This window comes from Leifsonia poae, assembly GCF_020009625.1.
Lineage (GTDB): Bacteria > Actinomycetota > Actinomycetes > Actinomycetales > Microbacteriaceae > Leifsonia > Leifsonia poae_A.
The window spans coordinates 232,991-256,244 of the sequence record NZ_JAIHLP010000002.1; the positions used below are offsets into that span (position 1 = coordinate 232,991).

22 protein-coding genes and 1 pseudogene are annotated in these 23,254 nt (G+C 67.8%); 11 read left to right on the forward strand and 12 right to left on the reverse strand.

The genetic code is table 11. The features are described from left to right. Nucleotides 1-134 precede the first annotated feature (134 nt). Both K5L49_RS01800 and K5L49_RS01805 read left to right on the forward strand, forming a co-directional pair. Nucleotides 135-650: a single-stranded DNA-binding protein gene (locus K5L49_RS01800; protein WP_223690325.1), complete on the forward strand. Its 516-nt coding sequence runs from the start codon at nucleotides 135-137 to the stop codon at nucleotides 648-650. Nucleotides 651-688: 38 nt separating this feature from the next. Further along, entirely contained in the window at nucleotides 689-1,201 is a 513-nt protein-coding gene (locus K5L49_RS01805; protein WP_223690326.1) for a DUF6993 domain-containing protein, read from the forward strand. A gap of 12 nt (nucleotides 1,202-1,213) precedes the next feature. Here the strand turns inward: K5L49_RS01805 and K5L49_RS01810 are convergent, their stop codons facing one another. Next, complete coding sequence (locus K5L49_RS01810; RefSeq protein WP_223690327.1) at nucleotides 1,214-2,014, reverse strand: hypothetical protein; 801 nt, start codon at nucleotides 2,012-2,014, stop codon at nucleotides 1,214-1,216. Nucleotides 2,015-2,294: 280 nt separating this feature from the next. Between K5L49_RS01810 and ettA the strand changes: the two genes are divergently transcribed. Then, nucleotides 2,295-3,977 carry an energy-dependent translational throttle protein EttA gene (ettA, locus tag K5L49_RS01815; RefSeq protein ID WP_223690328.1) on the forward strand — a complete coding sequence of 561 codons (1,683 nt, stop codon included), beginning with the start codon at nucleotides 2,295-2,297 and terminating at the stop codon, nucleotides 3,975-3,977. 68 nt (nucleotides 3,978-4,045) lie between these two features. After that, on the forward strand, nucleotides 4,046-4,522 hold the full coding sequence (locus K5L49_RS01820) for an acyl-CoA thioesterase (protein ID WP_223690329.1): 477 nt from the start codon (nucleotides 4,046-4,048) through the stop codon (nucleotides 4,520-4,522). Here K5L49_RS01820 and K5L49_RS01825 read toward each other — a convergent pair. From K5L49_RS01825 to K5L49_RS01835, 3 genes are all read right to left on the reverse strand, one after another. Next, the gene (locus tag K5L49_RS01825; protein ID WP_223690330.1) at nucleotides 4,519-5,025 is read right to left on the reverse strand and encodes a hypothetical protein; all 507 of its coding nucleotides are present in this window, start codon (nucleotides 5,023-5,025) and stop codon (nucleotides 4,519-4,521) included. The genes K5L49_RS01820 and K5L49_RS01825 overlap by 4 nt on opposite strands. 8 nt (nucleotides 5,026-5,033) lie before the next feature. Then, the gene (locus K5L49_RS01830) at nucleotides 5,034-5,483 is read right to left on the reverse strand and encodes a QcrA and Rieske domain-containing protein (RefSeq protein WP_223690331.1); all 450 of its coding nucleotides are present in this window, start codon (nucleotides 5,481-5,483) and stop codon (nucleotides 5,034-5,036) included. A gap of 107 nt (nucleotides 5,484-5,590) precedes the next feature. Beyond that, nucleotides 5,591-6,481 (reverse strand): acyl-CoA thioesterase, encoded by an 891-nt coding sequence (locus tag K5L49_RS01835; RefSeq protein WP_223690332.1) that lies wholly within the window; start codon nucleotides 6,479-6,481, stop codon nucleotides 5,591-5,593. 41 nt (nucleotides 6,482-6,522) lie between these two features. Between K5L49_RS01835 and K5L49_RS01840 the strand changes: the two genes are divergently transcribed. Next, nucleotides 6,523-7,212 (forward strand): hypothetical protein, encoded by a 690-nt coding sequence (locus K5L49_RS01840; RefSeq protein ID WP_223690333.1) that lies wholly within the window; start codon nucleotides 6,523-6,525, stop codon nucleotides 7,210-7,212. An 18-nt stretch (nucleotides 7,213-7,230) separates the two neighbouring features. Here the strand turns inward: K5L49_RS01840 and K5L49_RS01845 are convergent, their stop codons facing one another. Continuing rightward, nucleotides 7,231-8,892, reverse strand: coding sequence for an FAD-binding dehydrogenase (locus K5L49_RS01845; RefSeq protein ID WP_223690334.1), 1,662 nt, complete (start codon nucleotides 8,890-8,892; stop codon nucleotides 7,231-7,233). A gap of 211 nt (nucleotides 8,893-9,103) precedes the next feature. Between K5L49_RS01845 and K5L49_RS01850 the strand changes: the two genes are divergently transcribed. After that, on the forward strand, nucleotides 9,104-9,607 hold the full coding sequence (locus K5L49_RS01850; RefSeq protein WP_223690335.1) for a hypothetical protein: 504 nt from the start codon (nucleotides 9,104-9,106) through the stop codon (nucleotides 9,605-9,607). Between the two features lie 4 nt (nucleotides 9,608-9,611). On the opposite strand, the gene K5L49_RS01855 is transcribed toward K5L49_RS01850, so the two are convergent. From K5L49_RS01855 to K5L49_RS01880, 6 genes are all read right to left on the reverse strand, one after another. Then, nucleotides 9,612-10,019, reverse strand: a complete 408-nt coding sequence (locus tag K5L49_RS01855; protein WP_223695220.1) for a globin — start codon at nucleotides 10,017-10,019, stop codon at nucleotides 9,612-9,614. A gap of 58 nt (nucleotides 10,020-10,077) precedes the next feature. Continuing rightward, on the reverse strand, nucleotides 10,078-11,166 hold the full coding sequence (locus tag K5L49_RS01860; RefSeq protein ID WP_374107668.1) for a mechanosensitive ion channel family protein: 1,089 nt from the start codon (nucleotides 11,164-11,166) through the stop codon (nucleotides 10,078-10,080). Between the two features lie 18 nt (nucleotides 11,167-11,184). Continuing rightward, nucleotides 11,185-11,889 (reverse strand): response regulator, encoded by a 705-nt coding sequence (locus K5L49_RS01865; RefSeq protein ID WP_223690337.1) that lies wholly within the window; start codon nucleotides 11,887-11,889, stop codon nucleotides 11,185-11,187. Continuing rightward, nucleotides 11,886-13,070 (reverse strand): sensor histidine kinase, encoded by a 1,185-nt coding sequence (locus tag K5L49_RS01870; RefSeq protein WP_223690338.1) that lies wholly within the window; start codon nucleotides 13,068-13,070, stop codon nucleotides 11,886-11,888. Before K5L49_RS01870 ends, K5L49_RS01865 begins: the two co-directional genes overlap by 4 nt. 116 nt (nucleotides 13,071-13,186) lie before the next feature. Beyond that, entirely contained in the window at nucleotides 13,187-14,011 is an 825-nt protein-coding gene (locus K5L49_RS01875; protein ID WP_223690339.1) for an ABC transporter permease subunit, read from the reverse strand. Then, a complete protein-coding gene (locus K5L49_RS01880; protein ID WP_223690340.1) occupies nucleotides 14,008-14,919 on the reverse strand; it encodes an ATP-binding cassette domain-containing protein in 912 nt (303 codons plus the stop codon). The genes K5L49_RS01875 and K5L49_RS01880 overlap by 4 nt, the downstream gene beginning before the upstream one ends. Before the next feature lie 194 nt (nucleotides 14,920-15,113). On the opposite strand from K5L49_RS01880, the gene K5L49_RS01885 reads away from it, so the two are divergent. Beyond that, complete coding sequence (locus K5L49_RS01885; protein ID WP_223690341.1) at nucleotides 15,114-16,937, forward strand: cell wall-binding repeat-containing protein; 1,824 nt, start codon at nucleotides 15,114-15,116, stop codon at nucleotides 16,935-16,937. 80 nt (nucleotides 16,938-17,017) lie between these two features. Here K5L49_RS01885 and pepN read toward each other — a convergent pair whose 3' ends face one another. Further along, the gene (pepN, locus tag K5L49_RS01890; protein ID WP_223690342.1) at nucleotides 17,018-19,558 is read right to left on the reverse strand and encodes an aminopeptidase N; all 2,541 of its coding nucleotides are present in this window, start codon (nucleotides 19,556-19,558) and stop codon (nucleotides 17,018-17,020) included. 88 nt (nucleotides 19,559-19,646) lie between these two features. Between pepN and K5L49_RS01895 the strand changes: the two genes are divergently transcribed. The 4 genes and pseudogenes from K5L49_RS01895 to K5L49_RS01910 all read left to right on the forward strand — a co-directional run bounded on the left by K5L49_RS01895 (nucleotide 19,647) and on the right by K5L49_RS01910 (nucleotide 23,227). Further along, nucleotides 19,647-20,135 carry a ribose-5-phosphate isomerase gene (locus K5L49_RS01895; protein WP_223690343.1) on the forward strand — a complete coding sequence of 163 codons (489 nt, stop codon included), beginning with the start codon at nucleotides 19,647-19,649 and terminating at the stop codon, nucleotides 20,133-20,135. Further along, nucleotides 20,135-21,108 (forward strand): annotated as a pseudogene (locus tag K5L49_RS01900) (Fpg/Nei family DNA glycosylase). The gene K5L49_RS01895 and the pseudogene K5L49_RS01900 overlap by 1 nt, the downstream one beginning before the upstream one ends. A 14-nt stretch (nucleotides 21,109-21,122) precedes the next feature. Further along, the gene (locus tag K5L49_RS01905; protein ID WP_223690344.1) at nucleotides 21,123-21,761 is read left to right on the forward strand and encodes an FMN-binding negative transcriptional regulator; all 639 of its coding nucleotides are present in this window, start codon (nucleotides 21,123-21,125) and stop codon (nucleotides 21,759-21,761) included. Next, entirely contained in the window at nucleotides 21,758-23,227 is a 1,470-nt protein-coding gene (locus K5L49_RS01910; protein WP_223690345.1) for an amidohydrolase, read from the forward strand. Before K5L49_RS01905 ends, K5L49_RS01910 begins: the two co-directional genes overlap by 4 nt. Nucleotides 23,228-23,254: the final 27 nt, after the last annotated feature.

Genomic DNA, 23,254 nt, shown 5'->3' on the forward strand with positions numbered 1-23,254 from the left:
CTGCCTCCTCCACACCTCAGAAGCTGAGCGAGTTCTCCCCAATCTCAGCCGTTCGCCGCGTGTGAACGGCGGTGCGCCCGAGACTCGAAAGGTGTCGTTCGGTCGAGCGATGCGACAGACACGAGGAGAGAACCATGAACGATTCCCTGTCCACTCGAGGTTTTGTGGCGACGGCACCGAACCACATCGTCACAGCCGAAGGGCTGCCGATCACGACGTTCCGTCTTGCCTCCACCCGCCGCAAATACAACCGCGAAACGCAGACGTGGGAGAACGGGGAGACGAACTGGTTCACCGTCACGGCCTTCCGGCAGCTGGCCATCAACGTAGCCGGATGCATCGTCAAAGGCGATCCGGTGATGGTGTCGGGTCGGCTCAGCGTGCGCGAATGGCAGAACGATGACCGGTCCGGCATCGTGGTCGAGATCGACGCGGATGCGGTGGGTCACGACCTCGGTTGGGGCACCGCCGCATTCAGCCGCACGATCAAGCGGGTATCCGCCGACGGGGTTGCCGACTCGCCGAGGGATCAGCCGGAAGATGCCGGCGGCGAGCGCGGCGAGCGCACCGATGCTGCCAGCGGTGCGGATCAGCCCGAGAAGTGGTCCGCTCCGCCCGTCTCCGACGATTCCCCAGGCCTGGCCGCCTAAGATCGACGGTGTTGTCCACGCCACGTTCCGGAGACGCCATGCCGCAGCTGCCCCCCACATCGTCGGTCCGGCGTGCTCGCGCCCGCTTCGGCGTCACCTCCGCCACGATCGGTATCGCCGTCGCGCTCTCGCTGAGCGGCTGCGTCGGCGGGAGCGGACCGGCTCCGACGGTGACCACGACCGTGACGCCGAGCCCCACCGGAACGGCCCCCGCGATCGTCGAGCTGAAGCCCGACGGAACGGCGCAGGAGAACCTCGCGTTCTTCGACAAGACCAACCGTGCCACGCTCGCGGCGAAGCCGACGGCCCAGGGCCGCGACTTCATCGACGCCCTCGTCGCCGCCGGGTTCAAGAAGCCCGATATGCAGGTCACGGCCGACACGACGACGATCGGTCTGAAGGCCAACTCGATCCAGTTCTCGGTGCGCATGGGAAAGAGCTGTCTCATCGGCCAGAACGGCGCCGACGCCGGGGGTTACAACAGCCAGGTCACTCCCGTGCTCGGAACCGGCAGGTGCCTCATCGGCTCAACGCGCACCATCGATTGGTGACCGTCGGATCGTTCAGTCCCTGAGACCGGAGCGATCCTCGTCCCGCGGTCTATCGGTCTGGGGCTCGGGCCCGGGATCGGGCTTGGGAACCGTCGGCAGGGTCGCGGGCTCGGCGGGGGCTGGCAGGTTTGCCGGCTCGGGAGCGCTACTCGTGTCGTGCGGCGTGCGGCTCGGCCGTTCAGTGGCGAGACTCGCGATCGGTGCATCCGGAAGCTGGGAAAGCCCTACGGCGTCGAGGCTGTTCTTGGCGGCGAGTCTCTCCTGCGTCGCACGGGTCGCCGTGACCGTCGCCTTCCAGGCTCGGCCCCGGGCGTGATCGTGGGCGAGTCGGCGGGATGAGCCCGCCGCTGCCGCTGCCGCCAGGTAAGCGTTGATCACGGCGGCCTGTTGGCGCGAGTATTGTCGGCCAGCGACGGTCACTGGGAACGCTCGCGACCGGCGGTGACCGTCCCGCACTTCTGAGAACGACAGCTCTTGCAGGATCGTGGAGGAGTGGCCACGCGTGATCCAGCTCTGCCAGGGTTCGGTATCGCAGCGTCGCAACTCGTCGAGCGGATACGAGTAGGTGCGGAACCAACTGCGAACCAGCACACGATCGGCCCGGAAGTAGACGCCCACGACAACGGTTCGCGCCGCCAGGAGCGCGAGGCCAACGACGATCGCCCAGAAGACCGGATACAGAAGCTGGTCGCGGAAGGAGTGGCCGGGGCCATGGCGGAGCATCCCGAGCGAGATCACAATGATCAGGATGAGCTGACTCACCAGTCCGTACATCCGGGCTCCGGAACCGGAGCCCCGCACCTTCGAACCCACACCGCCTCCTCCACCCGGCGCCGCCGTCGCGACACGACACGACACGACGACCATGATGGCACGGGTGCAGGCTGTTCGACGGGTGCCGAGTCTGCGCCATGTCGCCGTCGCCGAGCGGTCGCGGTGCGTCATTTCGAGGCCGGAACGCTCGGCGAGAGCGACGATGTGCGACCGCGCGCCGCGCGCCTGTCCCAGGTGCCGGACCGGGGCAACGCGAGGGCGACGCCGCGGCAGGCGAGGTCGTCCCGACGCCCGGGTCGGCCCAATTAGACTGGACCGCATGGCCGAATACATTTACTCGATGGTGCGCGCCCGCAAAGCGGTTGGCGACAAGCTGATTCTCGACGACGTGACCATGTCGTTCCTTCCGGGGGCGAAGATCGGCGTCGTCGGTCCGAACGGTGCCGGAAAGTCGACCATCCTCAAAATCATGGCGGGGCTGGACACGCCCAGCAACGGTGAGGCGAAACTCACCCCGGGGTACACCGTCGGCATCCTGATGCAGGAGCCGGTACTCGACGAGAGCAAGACGGTGCTAGAGAACGTGCAGGAGGGCGTCGGCGAGATCAAGGGCATGGTCGACCGGTTCAACGAGATCTCGGCCGCGCTGGCGGACCCCGATGCCGACTTCGACACGCTGTTGGCCGAGATGGGCACCCTGCAGGAGCAGATCGACGCGGCCGACGCCTGGGATCTGGACTCCCAGCTCGAGCAGGCCATGGATGCGCTGCGCTGCCCGCCGGGGGACTGGCCGGTCGAGAGCCTCTCCGGCGGTGAGAAGCGGCGCGTCGCACTGTGCAAGCTGCTGCTCCAGAAGCCCGATCTGCTGCTGCTCGACGAGCCCACCAACCACTTGGACGCCGAGAGCGTGCTCTGGTTGGAACAGCACCTGGCGCAGTACCACGGTGCCGTTCTCGCCGTGACCCACGACCGGTACTTCCTCGACCACGTCGCCGAATGGATCGCAGAGGTGGACCGCGGCCACCTGTACCCCTACGAGGGCAACTACTCCACGTATCTGGAGAAGAAGCGTGCGCGGTTGGAGGTTCAGGGCAAGAAGGACGCGAAGCTGTCCAAGCGCCTCTCCGACGAGCTCGACTGGGTGCGCAGCAACGCGAAGGGCCGTCAGGCGAAGTCGAAGGCCCGTCTCGCGCGTTATGAGGAGATGGCCGCTGAGGCGGAGCGCACACGGAAGCTCGACTTCGAGGAGATCCAGATTCCGCCGGGACCGCGCCTCGGGCAGATCGTGATCGACGCGAAGAACCTGAAGAAGGGGTTCGGCGACCGCACACTGATCGACGGTCTGACGTTCACGCTTCCGCGCAACGGCATCGTCGGCGTGATCGGACCGAACGGCGTCGGAAAGACGACGCTCTTCAAGACGATCGTCGGGCTGGAGCCGCTCGACAGCGGTGAGCTCAAGATCGGCGAGACGGTCGAGATCTCTTATGTCGACCAGTCGCGCGGGGGCATCGACCCGAACAAGACCCTCTGGGAGGTCGTCTCCGACGGTCTCGACTACATCCAAGTCGGAAAGATGGAGGTTCCGAGTCGGGCCTACGTCTCGACCTTCGGGTTCAAAGGCCCCGACCAGCAGAAGCGCGCCGGGGTGCTCTCCGGCGGTGAGCGCAACCGTCTCAACCTCGCGCTCACGCTCAAGCAGGGCGGCAACCTGCTGCTGCTCGACGAGCCCACCAACGACCTGGACGTCGAGACGCTCTCCAGCTTGGAGAACGCCCTGCTCGAGTTCCCGGGCTGCGCTGTGGTGATCACCCACGACCGGTGGTTCCTCGACCGGATCGCCACGCACATCCTCGCGTACGAGGGCACCGAGGAGAATCCCTCGAATTGGTACTGGTTCGAGGGGAACTTCGAAGCCTACGAAGAGAACAAGATCGAGCGGCTGGGGCCGGATGCGGCGAAGCCGCACCGTTCTGCTTACCGCAAGCTGACGCGCGACTGATCGGTGGCGCGCGGGGTCGGATATCGGCCGCGCGCGCCGCGGCCGGGCTGCGGGAGGAGAGTGGAACGATGAGACTGCATGTGCCGATCCGGCTGCGGTGGAGTGATCTCGACGCCTACGGGCACGTCAACAACGCGGAGATGCTGCGCCTGCTCGAGGAGGCGCGCATCCAGGCATTCTGGGTCGAAGACGGCGCCGAGGAGGCGGTCGGTGCGAGCACGGCGGTGCTCGACGGTCGCCCGGGGGCTGACACCCTCACCCTGATCGCGCGTCAGGAGATCGAGTATCTGTCGGCGATTCCCTATCTGCGTCAGCCGCTCGACGTCCAGCTCTGGCTGGGACGTCTCGGCGGAGCGAGCCTCGAAGTATGTTACGAAGTGTGGTCGCCCTCCGGAGCCGAGCCGGCCGTGCTGTTCTCGCAGGCGGCGACAACGATCGTGCTGGTGGATGCGGCGACTCAGCGGCCGCGACGCATCAATGAGCGTGAGCGCTCCGCCTGGACACCGTACCTCGACGACCCCGTGCAGTTCACGAAACGGGGCTAGGGCGTCGTCGTCGGAAGCGGTGTCGGGCTGAACGAGTTCTGCCAGATCGCCCGCGACCCGGCCTCGCCGATCAGGACGACGTCGACGATCGAGCCGATGGCCAGACCGACGGAGACGACGATGAGGGCGATCAGCACGATTCGGCGCACCACGATGGACGGTCGCCGCGGCGATCCTGCTCTGTCGACGAAGAAGAACCATGCCCATTGGAGGGCGGCGAAGACGAACACCGCGATGGTCCACGGGTAGAGGGTGAGCCCGAGAGCGACATGCTGGGCGATGAGCGGGGTGGCCGGAACCCGCTGCTGCAGCCATTCGCCGGCATCCGTCACGATCGGCACCAAGACCATATTCGCCAGCGCGAGCAGGGGCGTCACGATGCCGAGGCGGCGCCGCGCGGCAGGCCACGCGGCTGTCGCGACCGCGCACAGGGCCGCGACCGGAACCAGCACCACGACGATGTGCACCAGCAGCACGTGGAGCGGAAGACCGTTGACCTCCACGACGCGACCTAGCTCGACACCGTGACGGTGTCACCCTTCACTGCGACGGTCAGCTCGGTGAGCGGCTTCGAGGCGGGCCCCTGGATCACATCCCCCGTGGTCCCGTCGAAGCGGGAGCCGTGGCACGGGCAGTCGAACTCCGCGCCGTTCGGCGCGACGGTGCAACCCTGGTGGGTGCAGACAGCGCTGAAGGCGACGACCTTGCCGGCGGTCGGCTGTGAGACGACGACGGGCGCGGAGCCGATCGTCGCCGACACGGCGCCGCCCACGGGGATGGAGGCGAGGGGCAGCTTCGTCGAGCCGTTTGAGGAGCCGGACCCGCCGCCGGACCCAGACCCCGACCCCGACCCGGCGCCTCCGGGCGTGCAGGCGGTCAGGAGGAGCGCTCCCGTGCCGAGCACGGTGGCGCTTCCGATCGTGACGAGGGTGCGGCGGCTGAGTGGGGTCGATTCGGTCATGCTTGGTCCTCACATGTCGGCGTAGCGTTCGTTGTCTTACCGGTATGCACGAGGCGGCTGTGCATTCGGTTCGGTCCGGAACCGATTCGGGTGAAGCTTCTCGCAGGCTACCTTGTGTGGGTGCTGGAGGGGGAGGCCGGCACGCGCACCATGGACTCCTGGGCGACACTCGCGACGAGGAGCCCGTCCCGGGTGTAGATGCGGCCGAGCGCGAGGCCCCGCCCGCCGCTCGCGCTGGGCGATTCCTGCGCGTAGAGCAGCCATTCGTCGACCCGGGCGAAACGATGCCACCACATGGCGTGGTCGAGGCTCGCCGCCTTGAGACCCGGGGTCGCCCAGGCGATACCGTGGCGACGCATCACCGGTTCCATGATCGTGTAGTCGCTCGCGTAGGCGAGGGCGGCACGGTGCAGCTCGGGGTCGTCGGGCAGTGCGCCCACCGAGCGGAACCAGACGGCCTGATGCGCCACATGAGCGCCCTCAACGGTGAGGTAGATCGGCGAGGGCACATGGCGCATGTCGAACGGGCGTTCGCTGGCCCAGTACTGGGCCACCGGATGCTCCACGTCCTCCAGAGTGGAGGCCGAGTTGGGAAGCGTCTCGGGTTCGGGGAGATCGTCGGGCATTGCGACCTGGTGGTCGAGACCCTCGTCGTCATCCTGGAACGAAGCGATCATCGAAAGGATCGGCAGCCCGCTCTGGTAGGCCTGAGTGCGGCGGGTGGAGAACGAACGGCCGTCATGGATGCGGTCGACCGAGAACGTGATCGGCAGATTCACATCCCCGGGCCGCAGGAAATAGCCGTGCATGGAGTGGACATGACGCTCGTCCGGAACGGTGCGTGTGGCCGCAACGATGGATTGCGCGAGCACCTGACCGCCGAAGACACGCCCGAGCGGCATCCACTGGGACGGCCCCGTGAAGATGTCCTCATTCGTGCGCGCACCGGTGTCTGTCAGATCGAGGGCGGTCAAGAGAGATGCCAGGGGCTCGGTCACAGTGCCTCCATCGTGGTGTCTGTTGGTAGTTTAGACAGCAGATGAGCCAGTCATTTTCTCTCGTGGATTCCCTTGCCGTTTCCGACCTGCAGACGTACCTCTCCAGGGCGGCCCGAGTCGAGGAAGGTTCGGTGCGCCTGATCGGCGGATCGGGTGTGCTCGCCGTGTACACGGCGATTCTGTATCCGCGCGGTCTGCTCGACCAGACGCCGACTGTTCTCGGCCTGCGCACCTTCGCGATCGAGCCGGGTGCCGGGTTCGACGCCGTGGTTCCCATCCGTTCGCTTCTCGACCGCCTGGCGCGCCTCGCCGATGCCGTCGCGGCCGGCGGTGACGCCTCCTCCGGTCCGGTCGAGGTGCGGATGCCGTTGGAGGTCTCCACCGTCACCTGGGCGGGGATCTCGCCTCCGCGCGGTGGTTGGACGACCGTCGGCGAGACGACCGACGGACTGCTCGCGGGTGTCTCTGCGGCCGGTATCGCCGAGGTGGCGGAGGCCGTGCCGAGCGGGACGGGCGAGCAGTTGGTGCAGCGGGTGCGGGCGGAGGTCTGGGGTCGGCCGATCGACGGCCTGGAGTACGTTCCTGCCGGTGCGGCCTTCGCAGCTGAGAGCCTGGGCTTCCTGGGAACGGAGGAACCGGTGACCATCCTGGAGACCGGGCCCTGGACCCGTCTGACGACGAAACGCGGGCACACGCTGGTGCGGCGCCAGGCCTGGTCGCTGCGGGCGTAGCCCGGGCAGCGCATTCGGTCAGACGTTCGCGATCGCGCGTCCGACCTGCCGGCCGGAGAACAGGCAGCCGCCGAGGAACGTCCCCTCCAGCGAGCGGTAGCCGTGCACGCCGCCGCCGCCGAAGCCGCTGGCTTCCCCCGCCGCGTACAGTCCGGGAATCGGGGCGCCGTCGACGCCCAGCACCCGACCGTCGAGGTCGGTCTCGATGCCGCCGAGGCTCTTCCGGGTGAGGATGTGCAGTTTGACCGCGATGAGCGGCCCGGCCTTGGGGTCGAGCAGTTTGTGCGGCGATGCCACCCGGATGAGTTTGTCTCCCCGGTACGCCCGCGCTCCGCGGATCGCGGTGATCTGCAGATCCTTGCCGAATTCGTTGTCGAGTTCGCGGTCCCGTTCGTGGATGTGCTTGGCGACGAGCTCGGTATCCAGTGGCACATCGGCGATGCGCTGCATTCCGCTCAGCAGCTCATCCAGGGTGTCGGCGACGACGAAATCGGCGCCCTTCTCCTTAAAGGCTTCGACCGGTCCGGGCGCACCCGGCCCGATTCGCTTGGACAGCAGGCGGAGGTCTTTGTTGGTGAGGTCAGGGTTCTGCTCACTGCCGGAGAGGGCGAACTCCTTCTCGATGATCTTCTGGGTGAGTACGAACCAGCTGTAGTCGGAGCCGGTCTTCCGCAGATGTTCGAGTGTGCCGAGAGTGTCGAAACCGGGGAACAGTGGAACGGGCAGACGGTCCCCTCCGGCGTCGAGCCACAGCGACGACGGGCCGGGCAGGATTCGGATGCCGTGTTGAGCCCACACCGGGTTCCAGTTCTGGATGCCCTCGGTGTAGTGCCACATCCGATCGCCGTTGATCAGGTGGGCGCCGGCCTGTTCGGAGATTCCGAGCATCCGCCCGTCGACGTGGGCCGGTACGCCGGAGAGCATATGGGCGGGAGGGGTTCCGAGGCGTTCCGGCCACGCGGCGCGCACCAGCTCGTGGTTGCCGCCGATCCCGCCGCTCGTCACGGCGACGGCGCCCGCACGCAACTCGAACTCGCCGACCCGGTCGCGATTGCTCGCCTCCCCGCGCAGGACGGTATCGTCGGCGAGGACGGCGCCGCGCACGCCGACGACCCGGCCGTTCTCGACGATCAGTTCGTCGACCCGGTGCCGGTGGAGCAGCGTCGTCTGGCCGGAGGCGACACCCGCCAGCACGCTCCGGAGGAACGGGGCGAGCACGCCCGGCCCAGTGCCCCAGGTGATGTGGAAGCGCGGAACAGAGTTGCCGTGACCGCCGGCCGTGTATCCGCCGCGTTCGGCCCACCCGACGATGGGAAAGAAGCGCACGCCCTTCTCGTGCAGCCAGGCGCGCTTCTCGCCGGCCGCGAACTGCAGATAGGCCTCCGCCCATTGCCGGGGCCAGCGGTCCTCGTCGCGGTCGAATCCCGCGCTGCCGAACCAATCCTGACGGGCGAGCGCGAGCGAGTCGGTCACACCCATCCGGCGTTGCTCGGGAGAGTCGATGAGGAAGAGTCCGCCGAACGACCACCAGGCCTGCCCGCCGAGCGAGGCGGCGGGCTCCTGTTCGACGATGGTCACCCGTTTGCCGGCCGCCAGAAGCTCGCTCGCGGCGACGAGGCCCGCGAGGCCCGCCCCGACGATGATGGCGTGGGATTCGGTGTGCACAACGGTTGGCGTCATCCGGGTGTCTCCTTCGGCACGGGTCTTCCTTGGCCACAGTAGTGCGTGAGGCTCGTCACAGTAATGCGTGAGGCTCGACACGGTAGTGCGTGAGCTTGTCACAGCTGTGCGTAGGGCACGGCAAGCGGATGCGCGCACCGGGACCGGTTCATGCCATGCTGTGAGGCGCGTCGTGGCGGTGGAGCCCGGCGCGGGAGAGGACAGGGAGACCGTGACGGACGCCCACGATGACGACGCAGGTACGGGCGCGCTGCTGGCGCCGATGCTGCCGGAGTCGGAGCGGGTGATTCGGGGCCTCGCGCTGGCGCTGCTGGTGATCCCGGTGGGGATGGTGCTCTGGGCGCTCCTCTGGAACATCGGCTTCATCGCGTCGATCGTCTCGTACGGTGTGGCTTTCGGCGCCGTCTGGCTCTACCGGATCGGCTCCAAGGCGAGGGTGACGCGGGCGGCTTTCTGGGCGCTGCTCGGCATCATCGTGGTCACCGTGGTGCTCAGTCTGCTCGCCGGTATCTTCACGGATGCGGCCAGGTTCGTCGACATCCCGTTGACCCAGGCGCTCACGGATCCGGAGTTCTGGGGACTGTACTGGCAGAACATCTTCACCAACGCCCAGCTGTGGAGCACCTACCTGCCGCAGATCCTGCTGGCGCTCGCGTTCGGCGCGCTGGGCTGTTACCGCACGATCCGCGCTCTGGCGGTCGAATCGCGCCGGTAGAGGCTCACTCCTCGAAGGTGTTCACCATCGCGAAGGCGGCGCGTTCCAGGTAGGCCCACAGCGTCTCGGCCTGCAGCGGGGGCAGTTCGAGCGCGTCGACCGCGCTGCGCATATGGGTGAGCCAGCGGTCGCGGGCATCGGGGTTGACCTTGAACGGCTGGTGACGCATCCGCAGCCGGGGGTGCCCGCGGTGTTCGCTGTATGTGCCCGGCCCGCCCCAGTACTGCTCCAGGAAGAGCGTGAGCCGTTCGGCGGCGGGGCCGAGGTCGTCTTCCGGATACATCGGCTTCAGCACCGGGTCGGCGGCGACACCGCGATAGAACGTGTCGACGAGGCGACGGAACGTGTCGTGCCCGCCGATCTGGTCGAAGAAGGTCTCCTCGACTCCGGCGCCGTTCTCGCCGTCGCGCAACACGACTCGGCTCGGCGGCACGATGTTCGGGGTCTGCGGGTCGGTGGGGATGCTCACATCACTCCTCGGGTGGCTTGGTGACCGGTGGCTTGGTGACCGGTGGCTTGAGGCTCATCGCCCGCGGATCGGCGGGGGTGGCGGCGCGTTTCGCGGCCGCCCGCGCCTTGCGACCTTTCGGCGGATCCTCGACCACCGGGGTCGGGCGCGTGCGCGGTGGCTTCGCCCCGGCCACACTGGCTGCGCCGTCGAAGCCGCTGAGCACGATGGCGGAGAGCGAGGGGAGCTTGACCCCCATCTCGTCGACAGCGGTCTTGAGACGGGCACGGAGCTCGCGGGAGACGTCGTCTTTCGCCGTCGTCCTGGTTTTGATCACGATTCGCAGCACGATGGCGTCGGCCGAGATCGACTCCAAGCCCCAGATCTCCGGCTTCTCCAGGATGCGTGAGCGCCATTTCGGGCTCGTCGCCAGGGTCGTCGCCGTCTCCAGCATCGTGGCCTCGACGGCCTCGACGTCGGCGTCGTAGGGCACGGCCAGGTCGATGATCACCCGGGACCAGCCTTGGGACATGTTCCCCACCCGCAGGATCTCGCCGTTGCGCACGAACCAGAGGGTGCCGTTCACGTCGCGCACCTGGGTCACGCGGATGCCGACGGCCTCGACGACGCCGGTTGCGGCACCGAGATCCACCACATCCCCGACGCCGAGCTGGTCCTCCATGACCATGAACAGGCCGTTCAGCACATCTTTGACGATGTTCTGTGCACCGAAACCGAGGCCGGCGCCGAGCGCGGCGGTGAGCAGGGCGAACGACGTGAGTGCGCCCGGGGCCATCGTGGTGATCACGAGGATGATCGCCACGATGCCGATCGTCACGTTGACGACGTTCGAGAGAACGGTTCCGAGCGTGCGCGTGCGCTGCACGACGCGCACGGCGGCGAGAGGGGATGCGACGAGTGCCTGCGTGTCCGTCACATTCTGGTTCTTCTTCACCCCGCTGACGATCTGATGCACGATCCGGCGGATCACGATGCGAAGCACCCAGCTGAGAAGCACCGCCCCGATCACGATCAGTGCCGAGGTCAGCAGTTTCCATCCCGCGTCGACAGCCCACAAGCCGAGGCCGCTCCAGAAATCAGTCTTTGCCATCAACATATGCACACGAGCCTAGCGAGCGTCACCTTGGCGGGGGCTGGGCCGGTCGACGAGTCCATGGTCGTAAGCGAAGATCACGGCATGAACGCGGTCTCGCAGCTGCAATTTGGCCAGCACCCGCCCGACGTGGGTCTTCACGGTCGACTCGGTGAGGAAGAACCGCTCGCTGAGCTCGCCGTTGGAGAGGCCTTCTGCGATGGCGAGGAGGATCTCGCGCTCGCGCGGCGTGAGCGCCGCTGTGGGGTCGACGGTGGGCGCGGTGGAGGACGCCATGGCCGGGAGACGGTCGGAGAACATCTCCAGCATCGTGCGGGTCACTCGGCCAGAGACGGCCGCATCCCCAGCGGCGACGGCGCGGATGGCCGAGGTGAGTTCGGCGGGTCGCGCATCCTTCAGTAGGAACCCGCTCGCACCGGCGCGGAGACCTCCGAACGCGTATTCGTCGAGATCGAATGTGGTGAGGATGATGATGCGCGCGCTGGGGTTCGCCGTCACGATGCGTCGGGTCGCCTCGATGCCATCGACCTGCGGCATCCGCACATCCATCAGGATGACGTCGGGGCGCGTCTCGACGGCGAGGCGCACGGCGGCCTCACCGTCGGCCGCTTCGCCGACGACGGTGAGGTCGTTCTCGGCCTCGAGCACCATGCGGAAACCGAGACGCACCAGCGCCTGGTCGTCCACGAGCAGAACACGGATGGGGGTGGGATCGGTCACGGTCGCTCCTGGATCGGCGGGGGAATGGTGCGGGATGCGATGGTTTCGAACACGGCGCGCAGTCGCCAGCCGCCGGTGCTCCGGGGCCCGGCGACGAGCGTGCCGCCGTAGAGGCCGACCCGTTCGCTCAAACCGAGAAGGCCCCGGCCGGAACCCTGGCCGGGTGCTCCGTGCAGGGCGGCGTCGTCGTCGACGGTAATGGTGATCGACTGGGCCGTGAACTGGATGGTCACCTCGACGACGGAGGCGAGTGCGGCGTAGCGGAGGGCGTTGGTGAGCGCTTCCTGCACCACCCGGAAGATCGTGAGCTGCTGGCCGGTGTCGGTGGGCGGCGTGCCGGCCACGGTGATGCGGACCGGCAGGCCGGCGGCCCGGAACCGTTCGACGAGTTCGCCGAGTTCGCCGACACCGGGTTGCGGCTCACGAACTGCGCCGTCCCCTTCGGTCGCCCGGAGGACACCGAGCAGGCGACGCATGTCGTCGAGGGCGGAGCGGCCGGTCTCGGCCACCAGGCGCATCGCATCCGAGGCCCGATCGGGCGAGGATGTCGCGAGGCCGGCAGAACCGTCGGCGAGCGTGATCATGACGGTGAGACTGTGGGAGACGATGTCGTGCATCTCGCGCGCGATGCGACTGCGTTCGGCCACCGCGGCGATCACCGCCTGCTGGTCGCGTTCGCGGGCCAGCTGCTGCGCGCGGTCGATCAGGGCGAGCAGATAGCGCCGCCGGCCTCCGACGTTGTTGCCGATCAGCACCCAGAACAGGGCGACGAGCACGAGGAAGATGATCGAGGGGGTTGGTGTGCTGTCGAGCGGGTCGAACCGTGTGGTCTGAACGAGGATGACGCTCAGGCTGATGACGCCCGCTGTCGCCAAGGAGAAGACGGCGAAGCCGATCCAGGCGGCCCGGGCCGAACGGTAGACGGCGAGCGCGTAGAGGGCGATGAGAGCCGGGATGAAGTCGATGTCGTGTGCGAGGAGCACATCGGCCACGAGGAAGACCATCGCGATGATGAAGACGGTTTGCGGGTGCTGGCGGCGCAGGAAGAGCGACGCGCCGGCGAGTGCCGCGAGCGCGAGGCGAACGCCGGTCGGCCAGCTGGGGTCGAAGACCATGCTGAGCACGCCGGCGATGAGCGTGGGAACCAGGTAGGCGCCGGCGACGAGCGAGTCGACGAACACGGGATGCGCGGTCAGGAACCGCCGGACGACCCCGGGGGTCGCGGCAACAAGAGATCACCCCCGGCCGGAGAAGTCGTCCGGCCGGGGGAGATCGGGTCAGTGCTCATCGGGTGACGCTACGCGTCCCGGCGCTTCAGGAAGATCGCGCCCACGATGAACGACACGGCTGTCCAGGCCACGACGATGAGGACGTTCTGCCAGGGCTCGAGGCCGGCGTTGTTCGATCCGGCGAGCCCCTGACCGGCGTTGCTGATCAGGTACTGCGGAACCTTGCCCATCCACTCGATGTTGGTGAGGCTGTGCACGAGGTTCACGATGATGGGCAGCAGGAACACCACGCCGAGTGCGGCGGCGATCCCACCGGCTGCGGCGCGGAGCACCGTGCCGAGGCCGAGCGCGAACACCGAGGCGAGCCCGAGGTAGAGGCCTGCGCCCAGGATCGACCAGACCGTTCCGGCGGTGATGTCCGAAGTGAAGCCTTTGCTCGAAAGCACGGGGGCGGCGATCGCGTATGCGGCGAGCGTGGTGACCACGCCCACGACGAAGGAGCTGAGGAACAGCACGATCGACTTTGCGACGAAGATCGGCGTGCGCCGCGGAACGGCGGCGAACGACGAGCGGATCATCCCGGTGGAGTACTCGCCGCTGATGGCGAGGACGCCGAGGACGGCCACCGCGAGCTGGCCGAAGTAGATTCCGAACGAGGCTGTGCTCGTCACGAAGGTCGATTTCACGGCGGCCGGCATCTGATCGGCGACGGTGGCAGGGATGCTGAAGGCGACCAGCGAGGTGATTCCGAGTCCGAGGACGAAGACGATCGCGTACGTCCAGAACGTCGAGCGGAGCGACCGGAGCTTGATCCATTCCGAGCGCACGACGCGCGGGAACGTCAGGTGCCCGAGGGAGGCATGGGCGGTGTGCGGGGCGACTGCGGTGCTCATCGGGAGACCTCCGTGCGGTATTCGACCTCGTCCTGCGTGAGGGCGAGATAAGCCTCCTCGAGGGAGGCATTGATGGGGGTGAGCTCGTGGAGCACGATGCCGAACTGGGCGGCGGCCTCGCCGATCTGGGCAGCGGAGAGACCGCTGACCTCGATGAGTTGGCTCTCGACACCGGTCACCGTCACATCGGAGCTGTGGATCGCGCGGACGAGTTCGTCGAGCTGCGGGCTTCGGACCCTCACCGCGTTGCGGGTGGCGCCGTCGAGGATGTCCTGCACGGGGGCGTCGGCGAGGATGCGTCCGCGGCCGAGCACGATGATGTGGTCGGCGGTCTGCGCCATCTCGCTCATCAGGTGCGACGAGAGGAACACCGTGCGTCCTTCGCCGGCCAGGTGACGGGCGAACTGCCGCACCCAGAGCACACCCTCGGGGTCGAGGCCGTTGACCGGCTCGTCGAGGATGAGGGTGGCCGGGTCGCCGAGCATGGCGGCCGCGATGCCGAGGCGCTGGCCCATGCCGAGCGAGAACCCGCCGACACGCTTGCCGGCGACCGCATCCAGGCCGGTCAGGCCGATGACCTCGTGCACCCGCTTCTTCGGGATGCCGTGGGTCGCCGCCATCGCGAGCAGGTGGTTGTATGCCGTGCGGCCGGTGTGAACGGCCTTCGCATCGAGCAACGCGCCGACCTCGGTGAGGGGCGACTTGTGCTCGACATACCGCTTGCCGTTGACGATCGCGGTGCCATGCGTGGGCCGGTCGAGACCCATGATCATGCGCATGGTCGTGGACTTCCCGGCGCCGTTCGGCCCGAGGAAGCCGGTGACCTTGCCCGGCTGGATCGTCGCCGAGATGTCGTTGACGGCGGTCTTGGCGCCGTACGTCTTGGTGAGACGGGTGAGTTGGATCATGGTGTCGACTCTATTGAGGATTCGGAGCGCTGCGCCATCGCCTACAGTGCGCTCTCGCGGCGGCGCGGGTCGTACCGAAGTACGACGTGCGCCTGCGCGGGGTTCTCGACCCGGCGGCGGTGTGGGGCCGGAGCCTGTTTAAGGGGTGTGCCTATCATGGGACGTGGACCATCCGATTGGGGAACCACCGTCTCATGAACACGAACACCCGCACACTCTCCGTGGCTGCGGCAGCCCTCGCTGTCGTGCTCGGCCTGTTCGGGGTGGAGTCGTCGGCATCGGCCGCGGCCATCCCGACCGATTCGCCTTCGGCCACGAGCGCGACCGGCGATGTCCAGCCCAACCCTTCGCTCAGCGAGCAGAACGCCGTCGGCGACCACGCCATGGGCTCCACCATCGCAGCGCAGACGCAGAGCGGGTCGGGAGTCAAGCGGTTCGCGGCGGCTGCCGCGGCGGTTGGCGCTCCATCGGGACTGCCAGGACTGGATGTCTCCGGCTGGCAGACCAACGTCAACTGGGCGCAGGTCGCGGCCAACGGCGCGAAGTTCGCCTATGTGAAGGCGACTGAGAGCACCGACTACACCAGTAGCCAGTTCAGTCAGCAATACGACGGCTCCTACAATGCCGGGCTGATCCGGGGCGCCTACCACTTCGCTCATCCGAACGACAGCTCCGGGGCGGCCCAAGCGACCTATTTCGTTCAGCACGGCGGCGGCTGGAGCAACGACGGACGCACACTCCCTCCGCTGCTGGACATCGAGTACGGCACCGACGGCACCGGCACGTGCTGGGGGATGTCGCAAGGAGCGATGGTGTCCTGGATCTCCAGTTTCACCAGCACGATGCTGAGTCTCACCGGGCGCTACCCGGCGATCTACACCACCACGGACTGGTGGACGACGTGCACGGGGAACAGCGCCGCGTTCACGAACGATCCGCTCTTCATCGCGCGCTACCCCAGCTCGACGACGAACAGTCCGGGAACACTTCCCGCAGGGTGGGCCAACTGGACGATGTGGCAGTGGGCCGATGCCGGAGTCTTCCCGGGCGACCAGGACGTCTTCAACGGAACCCAGGCCGGTCTGCAGGCACTCGCTTCGCCGGTCTCCACGATCTCCGACGCCCCGACGTCTCGCCTGGCCGGCGCCGACGCTTTCGGAACGAGTGCGGCGATCTCTGCCTCGACCTACAGCCCCGGTGTCTCGGCCGTCTACATCGCGACCCGAACCGCCTTCCCCGATGCGTTGTCGGCGGGTGCGGCTGCCGGAAAGGCCCGAGGCCCGGTGCTGCTTGTGACGCCCACCAGCATCCCGTCGCCGACGGCCGTCGAGCTCGCCCGGTTGAAACCGCAGAAGATCATCATCGTGGGCGGGACGACCGCGATCAGTCCAGCCGTGATGAGCGCGCTGGCACGCTACACCACGGGATCGGTCACCCGGCTCGCGGGCGCCGATCGGTTCGAGACCTCCGCGGCGATCTCGGCCAGCACCTTCGCGCCAGGAGTCCCGGTCGCGTACATCGCGACCGGCGGGAACTTCCCTGACGCGCTGAGCGGCGCTGCAGCCGCCGCGGGGTCGGCCAACGGCCCGATGCTCCTGGTGCAGCCCTGGACGATCAGCCCGCAAGTGGCTGCCGAGCTCGTCCGGTTGCGCCCGGCGAAGATCGTGGTGCTGGGTGGGACGACCGCGATCAACCCCGCCGTCGCCTCGCAGCTGACGAAGTACAGCAGTCAGGTCGTCCGTCTCGCGGGCGCCGACCGTTTCGACACGTCGGTGGCGATCGCTCAGGCCACCTATCCCTCGACCGTCTCGACGCTCTACATCGCGACCGGTTTGGACTACCCCGACGCGCTCTCAGGTGCGCCGGCCGCCGGGCTGAACCGGGTGCCGATCCTGCTCGTCACCCCGGCCAGCGTGCCCGCCTCGGTCGTCGCCGCGATCAAGCGGTTCAATCCGGCCAACATCGTGATCCTCGGCGGAACGACGGCCGTCACCGTCGCGGTTCAGGCAGCGCTCTAGCCTCGCTCGCTCTGCGAGAATGAGAACGGCCCACCGCATCCGGAAGGATGCGGTGGGCCGTTCTCACATTGCGCCGAAGATCAGGCGTCGCGTTCTTGGGCGGCGAGGGCGCGTTCGATTCCGGCGAGGTTCTCGATGACGAGGCGGCGCAGTGCGGCGGGCTCTTTGTTGGCATCGAGCCAGGCGCGGGTTGCGTCGCGCAGCTCGGTGTTCGCGAGCGGTGCGGGGTACATGCCCGCGACGAGGTACTCGGCGATCTTGTAGGAGCGGGACTCCCAGACGCCCTGCAAAGCCTCGAAGTACGGCTTGACGAAGGAGGCGAGGACCGTTTTGTCGGCGGCGCGTTGGAAGCCCAGCCCGGTGTAGCGGACGATCGTGTTCGCTGCGGTGTCGGTGGCGAACACCGAGTCCCAGGCGGCCTGCTTCTCGGCCTGTGAGGGCAGGGATGCGGCGGCCTGGGCGGCGAACTGGGCCCCGTTGGCGGTGTTGTCGGCCGACAGTGCAGTGTCGATTTCTGCACGGGTGGCCTTGCCGCCGGCAGCGACGGCGATCAGCAGCTCCCAGGCCAGGTCGGTGTCGACCTCGAGGCCGGGCAGCGTCGTCTCTCCGGAGCGGAGGGCGGCGACGGTGTCGAGTTGCGCATCCGTGGAGGCGAGCGAGGCGAACGCCTTGACGAACTGGAACTGGGCGTCGCTGCCGGCATCGGCCTCGTGGGCGAGGGCCCAGAGGGCGTCGGCGGCCGTCTCGACGGTCGCCTTCTGCTTTGCGGGCGCGACGTACGATCCCGCCGCGAGGCCGAGCTGGGCGAGTGTGGTGCGGATGGTGGTCGACTCCGTCTCAGACGCGATGTTGCCGAGCACCAGGCGCACGTAGTCGGTGGCCGGGGTCTCGGCGTCGCGGGTCGCATCCCAGGCTGCGCCCCAGACGAGGGAGCGGGCGAGGGGGCTCTCGATCTTCGCCAGGTGCTCGATCGCCACGGCGAGGGAGTCGTCGTCGAGGCGGATCTTCGCGTAGGCGAGGTCGTCGTCGTTGAGCAGCACGAGCGCAGGGCGGCGCAGGCCGATCAATTCGGCGACGTCGGTGCGCTCCCCGTCCACGTCGAGCTCGATGCGGTGGTCGCGCACGAGACGGCCGTCCACCAGGTTGTAGAAGCCGATGGCGAGGCGGTGCGGGCGGATGGTGGGGTAGTCCGCCGCCGCGGTCTGCAGCACGGCGAACGACGTGATCGTGCCGTCCGCATCCACCTCGATCTCCGGGCGGAGGGTGTTGACGCCCGCGGTCTCCAGCCACTTCTCCGACCAGTCGGTCAGGTCGCGGCCGCTGGTGGCCTCGAGCTCGACGAGGAGGTCGCGCAGCTCGGTGTTGGAGTGCGCGTGCTTCTTGAAGTACTGGCCGACGCCGGCGAGGAAGTCGTCCTGACCGACCCACGCCACAAGCTGCTTGAGCACGGAGGCGCCCTTGGCGTAGGTGATGCCGTCGAAGTTGACCTGCACGTCTTCGAGGTCGTTGATGGTCGCGACGATCGGGTGGGTCGAGGGCAGCTGATCCTGCTTGTACGCCCAGCTCTTCTCCATCGCGGCGAACGTCGTCCAGGCTTCGTGCCATTCGGTGGCTTCGGCGGTGGCGAGGGTGGAGGCGTACTCGGCGAACGATTCGTTCAGCCAGAGGTCGTTCCACCACTTCATGGTGACCAGGTCGCCGAACCACATGTGCGCGAGCTCGTGCAGGATCGTGACGACGCGACGCTCCTTGATGGCGTCGGTGACCTTCGAGCGGAACACGTAGGTCTCGGTGAAGGTGATCGCTCCGGCGTTCTCCATCGCGCCGGCGTTGAACTCGGGGACGAAGAGCTGGTCGTACTTCTCGAACGGGTACGCGTAGTCGAACTTCTCCTCGTAGAACGCGAAGCCCTGACGGGTCTTCTCGAAGATGTAGTCCGCATCCAGGTACTCGGCCAGCGACGTGCGGGCGTAGACGCCGAGGGGAATGGTGCGGCCGTCGCGGCTGGTGAGCTCGCTGTGCACCGAGGTGTACGGTCCGGCGATGAGCGCGGTGATGTACGAGGAGATGCGCGGGGTCGGGAAGAACGACCAGGTCTTCTTGCCATCGCCCGCATCCGTCGGCTGGGGGGTGGGGGAGTTGCTCACCACCGTCCAGTGCGCCGGAGCCGTGACGGTGAACGTGAACTGGGCCTTCAGATCGGGCTGCTCGAACACGGCGAACATGCGACGGGAGTCCGGCACCTCGAACTGGCTGTACAGGTACACCTCGCCGTCGACCGGGTCGACGAAGCGGTGCAGACCCTCCCCGGTGTTCGTGTAGATCGCTTCCGCGACCACCGTGAGTTCATTCTCAGCCGCGAGGCCATCGAGCTGGATGCGCACGCCGTCACTGACCACGGCCGGGTCGAGCTCGACGCCGTTCAGCTGCACGGAGTACACCTGACGGGTGATCGCGTCGATGAACGTCGACGCCCCCGCCGTGGCGCAGAACCGCACCGTCGTTTCACTCAGAAAGGTTTCCGGACCCGTTGTCAGGTCAAGCTTCACGTCATAGCTGGTGGTGCTGATGAGCGACGCGCGCTCCTGGGCTTCGACGCGGGTGAGGTTTTCTCCGGGCAACGCTGACTCCTTCGGATGTTCTGGCGGATCGTGTCCACTGATCAACCCTAGACGAGCGCACGGCTGAGGCTGCGGCAGAATGGAGATCATGCGCATCCACATCGCCACCGACCACGCCGGTCTGGACTTCAGCACGCACCTTCAACAGCACCTCGCGGCCGCCGGCCACGAGGTCGTCGACCACGGGCCGCAGAGCTACGATCCGATCGACGACTACCCAGCTTTCTGCATCAACGCGGCCAAGGCGGTCGTCGCCGATCAGCAGGCGGGTGTCGAAGCACTCGGTATCGTCTTCGGCGGCTCGGGCAATGGTGAGCAGATCGCGGCGAACAAGGTGCAAGGCGCCCGTGCCGCCCTGGTCTGGAACCTCAGCACCGCTCAGCTCGCGCGCCAGCACAACGACGCGAACCTCATCTCTATCGGTGCACGTCAGCACACCGTCGAAGAGGCGACAGGCTTCATCGACGCATTCATCGCCGAGCCGTTCTCGCTGGAGGAGCGGCATGTGCGACGGATCGCCCAGCTCGCCGAGTTCGAGGCCACCGGCGGCATCGCGGGTAAGAACGTCGACCGCTGATGCCCGAGGGCCACTCCGTCCATCGCATCGCGCGCCAGTTCGCGCAGAATTTCGTGGGGCACCGCGTCGCGGTCTCCTCCCCCAGGGTCGGTTCGCGGCGGATGCGCGGAGGATCGACGGCCGCACGATGATCGACGCGCGCGCCGTCGGCAAACAGATGTTCCTCGAGTTCGACAACGAGCTCTGGTTGCGCGTTCACCTGGGTATGTACGGCGCATGGGACTTCGCCGGTGAGATCACGGTTGACCCCACCATCGCCTCGGCGAATGGCCGTATGGGTCAGACCAACCAGCGCGGAACGGTGCTCGACGACGCGGGGGAGAACTCTCTACACAGCATCGGGGCTCCGCGGAGGAGTCGGCTTCGCATGGCGGAGTCCGAGAAGGTGGGCGAAGAGCTGACGCAGTTTCCACCGGAGCCCGTCGGCCAGGTGCGTGTGCGACTGCTGAGCGACACCGCCGTCGCCGACCTGCGCGGGCCGACCGCGTGCCAGGTGCTCGAGCCGGCCGAGGTCGCCGCCGTGATCGCAAAGCTCGGCCCCGACCCATTGCTGGAGAACGACTCGGCCGTCGAAGACCGGTTCGTTGCGACCGTGCGCAAGAAGCCGACACCGATCGGACTGTTGCTGATGGATCAGAGCGTCGTCAGCGGAATCGGCAACGTCTACCGCGCCGAACTCCTGTTCCGGGCGAAGCTCAACCCGCACACCCCGGGGAAGCTCGTGCCGGAAGATACTGTGCGTGCGCTCTGGCAGGACTGGGCGAAGCTGCTCCGTATCGGCGTGGAGACCGGTCAGATGATGACGATGGACGGGCTGGACGCCGACGGCCAGCGCAGAGCGCTCGCCTCCCGTGCCGACCGGCACTGGGTCTACAAACGGGAGGGTCTGCCCTGCCGGGTCTGCGGAACCCATATCCTGCTCGAAGAGATGGGCGCGCGCAAGCTCTACTGGTGCCCCAGCTGCCAGGCCTGATCGAGGAGCACAGCATGCGTCAGAACCCCAGTTTCACCCTCGCCGACGTCGAGGAGATCAAGCGGCTGATCCGCGAGAACCCGTGGGCGACGATCGTCAGCGCCACCGCGGACGGGCTCGTGGCCTCGCACTACCCGGTTCTCGTCGATGAGTCGCGCGAGGAACTCTCGCTCGTCACGCATGTCGGCCGTCCGGATGAACAGCTGCACGAGCTCGGGCAGCACGAGATCCTCGTCGTGATCCAGGGAGCGCACGGCTACATCTCGCCGGGGTGGTACGACGCCAAGCCGGCCGTGCCGACCTGGAACTTCACGGCGGCCCATCTGAGTGGCGTGCCCGAGATCCTGAGCGACGAGGAGAACTACCGCGTGCTCGGTGCTCTCGTCGACCATTTCGAGAGCAGGCTGCCGAACCCGCGCCAGATGGAGGGCACTCCGGAGAACGCCGAGTACGCGCAGCGCATCTCGGCCGGCACCGTCGGGCTGCGGCTGACTCCCTCGAAGATCGTCGCCAAGAGCAAGCTGAGCCAGAACACGTCGCGGGAGACCGTCGACCGGGTGATCGCCGAGCTGGAGGGCGATGGACCGTACGCGAGTGCGGCTCTCGCCGCCGAGATGCGGCGTGTGCATGAGCGGATGCGCGCCGCTCGATGACTCTGCTGCTCCGCGGTGGCCGCCTCCCGGGCATCGATGGCGCGGTCGATCTTCTCGTCGAGTGCGGGCGGATCGCCCGGATCGCGAGAGCGGGACGGTTGCGTGCCGAGGAGACGGTCGCGGTCGATGGGCGCTGGGTCGTCCCGGGGCTGTGGGACAACCACGTGCACTTCAGCCAGTGGGCGTCGACCTCGCGACGGCTCGACCTCTCCGGCGCGAGGTCGGCGGCGGAGGCCGCGGATCGGGTGCGACGTCGGGTGGAGGAGAGTCCGGGCGACGACCCGATCGTCGGCTTCGGTTTCCATGATGCGCTCTGGCCCGATTCGCCATCGAGGGGCCTTCTCGATCGGGCCGGTGGTGACCGTGTCGTCGTTCTCATCGCCGGCGATCTGCACAGCTGTTGGGTGAATACGGCGGCGGCCCGGCGGTTCGCACCGCTCACTGCCGACGACCCCGAAGCCTCCGTTCTCCGCGAGGAGGCCAGCTTCGCAGTGACGACCGAACTCGGTGCCGCTGATCCGACGACGCTCGACCGGTGGGCGGGCGACGCGGCGCGGGCAGCGGCGGCACGGGGAGTCGTCGGCATCGTCGACCTGGAGTTCGGCTCGAACCTGGAATCGTGGCAGCGCCGGATCTCCGCCGGCCTCGACGCCGTGCGGGTCGAGTACGGGGTCTACCGAGAACAGTTGGACGGCACGATCAGGCTGGGGCTGAGCACTGGCGACCCGATCGAAGGGACCGGCGGCCTTTTGACGGTCGGGCCCTACAAGGTCATCACCGATGGTTCGCTGAACACGCGCACGGCGCTCTGCTTCGAACCGTATCCGAGCGGGGCACCGGCCGGGCACCCGTCCGGGATCAGCAACCTGACGCAGGAGGAGCTCATCGCCTCGATGCGCCTGGCCGCGGAGCACGGGATCGAACCGGCGGTGCACGCGATCGGCGACCGGGCGAACCGCCTCGCGCTCGACGCGTTCGAGGCGGTGAGTTGCCGCGGCCGGATCGAGCATGCGCAACTCGTCGCGCCGGAGGATGTTCCACGTTTCGCGCGACTCGGCGTGACGGCGAGTGTGCAACCCGAGCACGCGATGGACGACCGGGACGTTGCGGATGCGCTGTGGCCCGGCCGCACCCAGCAGGCCTTCCCGCTCGCCTCCCTCCACCGTGCCGGAGCTGCCCTGGCGCTCGGCTCCGATGCCCCGGTCGCACCTCTCGACCCGTGGATCGCCGTCGCTGCCGCAGTCGGACGGTCGCGTGACGGTCGCGAGCCGTGGCATCCCGAACAGTCGATCTCCCGGGTCGTCGCGTTCGAGGCGTCGGCGCGGTCGCGGATCGCGGTCGGCGAACCGGCCGATCTCGTCGTGGTGGAGCGCGACCCGGTCGCCTGCTCGCTGGCGGAGCTGCGCACGATGTCGGTGGCCGCAACTCTCGTGGGCGGTCGTTTCACGCACGACCTGCTGCGCTGAACGGCGGAAGGGCCGCCCGACGGTGTC

What these genes read in the sequence shown, in the direction of transcription:
- K5L49_RS01800 (WP_223690325.1), top strand. Translation starts at nt 135, where the DNA reads ATGAACGATTCCCTGTCCACTCGAGGTTTTGTGGCGACGGCACCGAAC.
- K5L49_RS01805 (WP_223690326.1), top strand. Translation starts at nt 689, where the DNA reads ATGCCGCAGCTGCCCCCCACATCGTCGGTCCGGCGTGCTCGCGCCCGC.
- ettA (WP_223690328.1), top strand. Translation starts at nt 2,295, where the DNA reads ATGGCCGAATACATTTACTCGATGGTGCGCGCCCGCAAAGCGGTTGGC.
- K5L49_RS01820 (WP_223690329.1), top strand. Translation starts at nt 4,046, where the DNA reads ATGAGACTGCATGTGCCGATCCGGCTGCGGTGGAGTGATCTCGACGCC.
- K5L49_RS01830 (WP_223690331.1), bottom strand. Translation starts at nt 5,483, where the DNA reads ATGACCGAATCGACCCCACTCAGCCGCCGCACCCTCGTCACGATCGGA.
- K5L49_RS01840 (WP_223690333.1), top strand. Translation starts at nt 6,523, where the DNA reads ATGAGCCAGTCATTTTCTCTCGTGGATTCCCTTGCCGTTTCCGACCTG.
- K5L49_RS01845 (WP_223690334.1), bottom strand. Translation starts at nt 8,892, where the DNA reads ATGACGCCAACCGTTGTGCACACCGAATCCCACGCCATCATCGTCGGG.
- K5L49_RS01860 (WP_374107668.1), bottom strand. Translation starts at nt 11,166, where the DNA reads ATGGCAAAGACTGATTTCTGGAGCGGCCTCGGCTTGTGGGCTGTCGAC.
- K5L49_RS01875 (WP_223690339.1), bottom strand. Translation starts at nt 14,011, where the DNA reads ATGAGCACCGCAGTCGCCCCGCACACCGCCCATGCCTCCCTCGGGCAC.
- K5L49_RS01880 (WP_223690340.1), bottom strand. Translation starts at nt 14,919, where the DNA reads ATGATCCAACTCACCCGTCTCACCAAGACGTACGGCGCCAAGACCGCC.
- K5L49_RS01885 (WP_223690341.1), top strand. Translation starts at nt 15,114, where the DNA reads ATGAACACGAACACCCGCACACTCTCCGTGGCTGCGGCAGCCCTCGCT.
- K5L49_RS01895 (WP_223690343.1), top strand. Translation starts at nt 19,647, where the DNA reads ATGCGCATCCACATCGCCACCGACCACGCCGGTCTGGACTTCAGCACG.
- K5L49_RS01905 (WP_223690344.1), top strand. Translation starts at nt 21,123, where the DNA reads ATGCGTCAGAACCCCAGTTTCACCCTCGCCGACGTCGAGGAGATCAAG.
- K5L49_RS01910 (WP_223690345.1), top strand. Translation starts at nt 21,758, where the DNA reads ATGACTCTGCTGCTCCGCGGTGGCCGCCTCCCGGGCATCGATGGCGCG.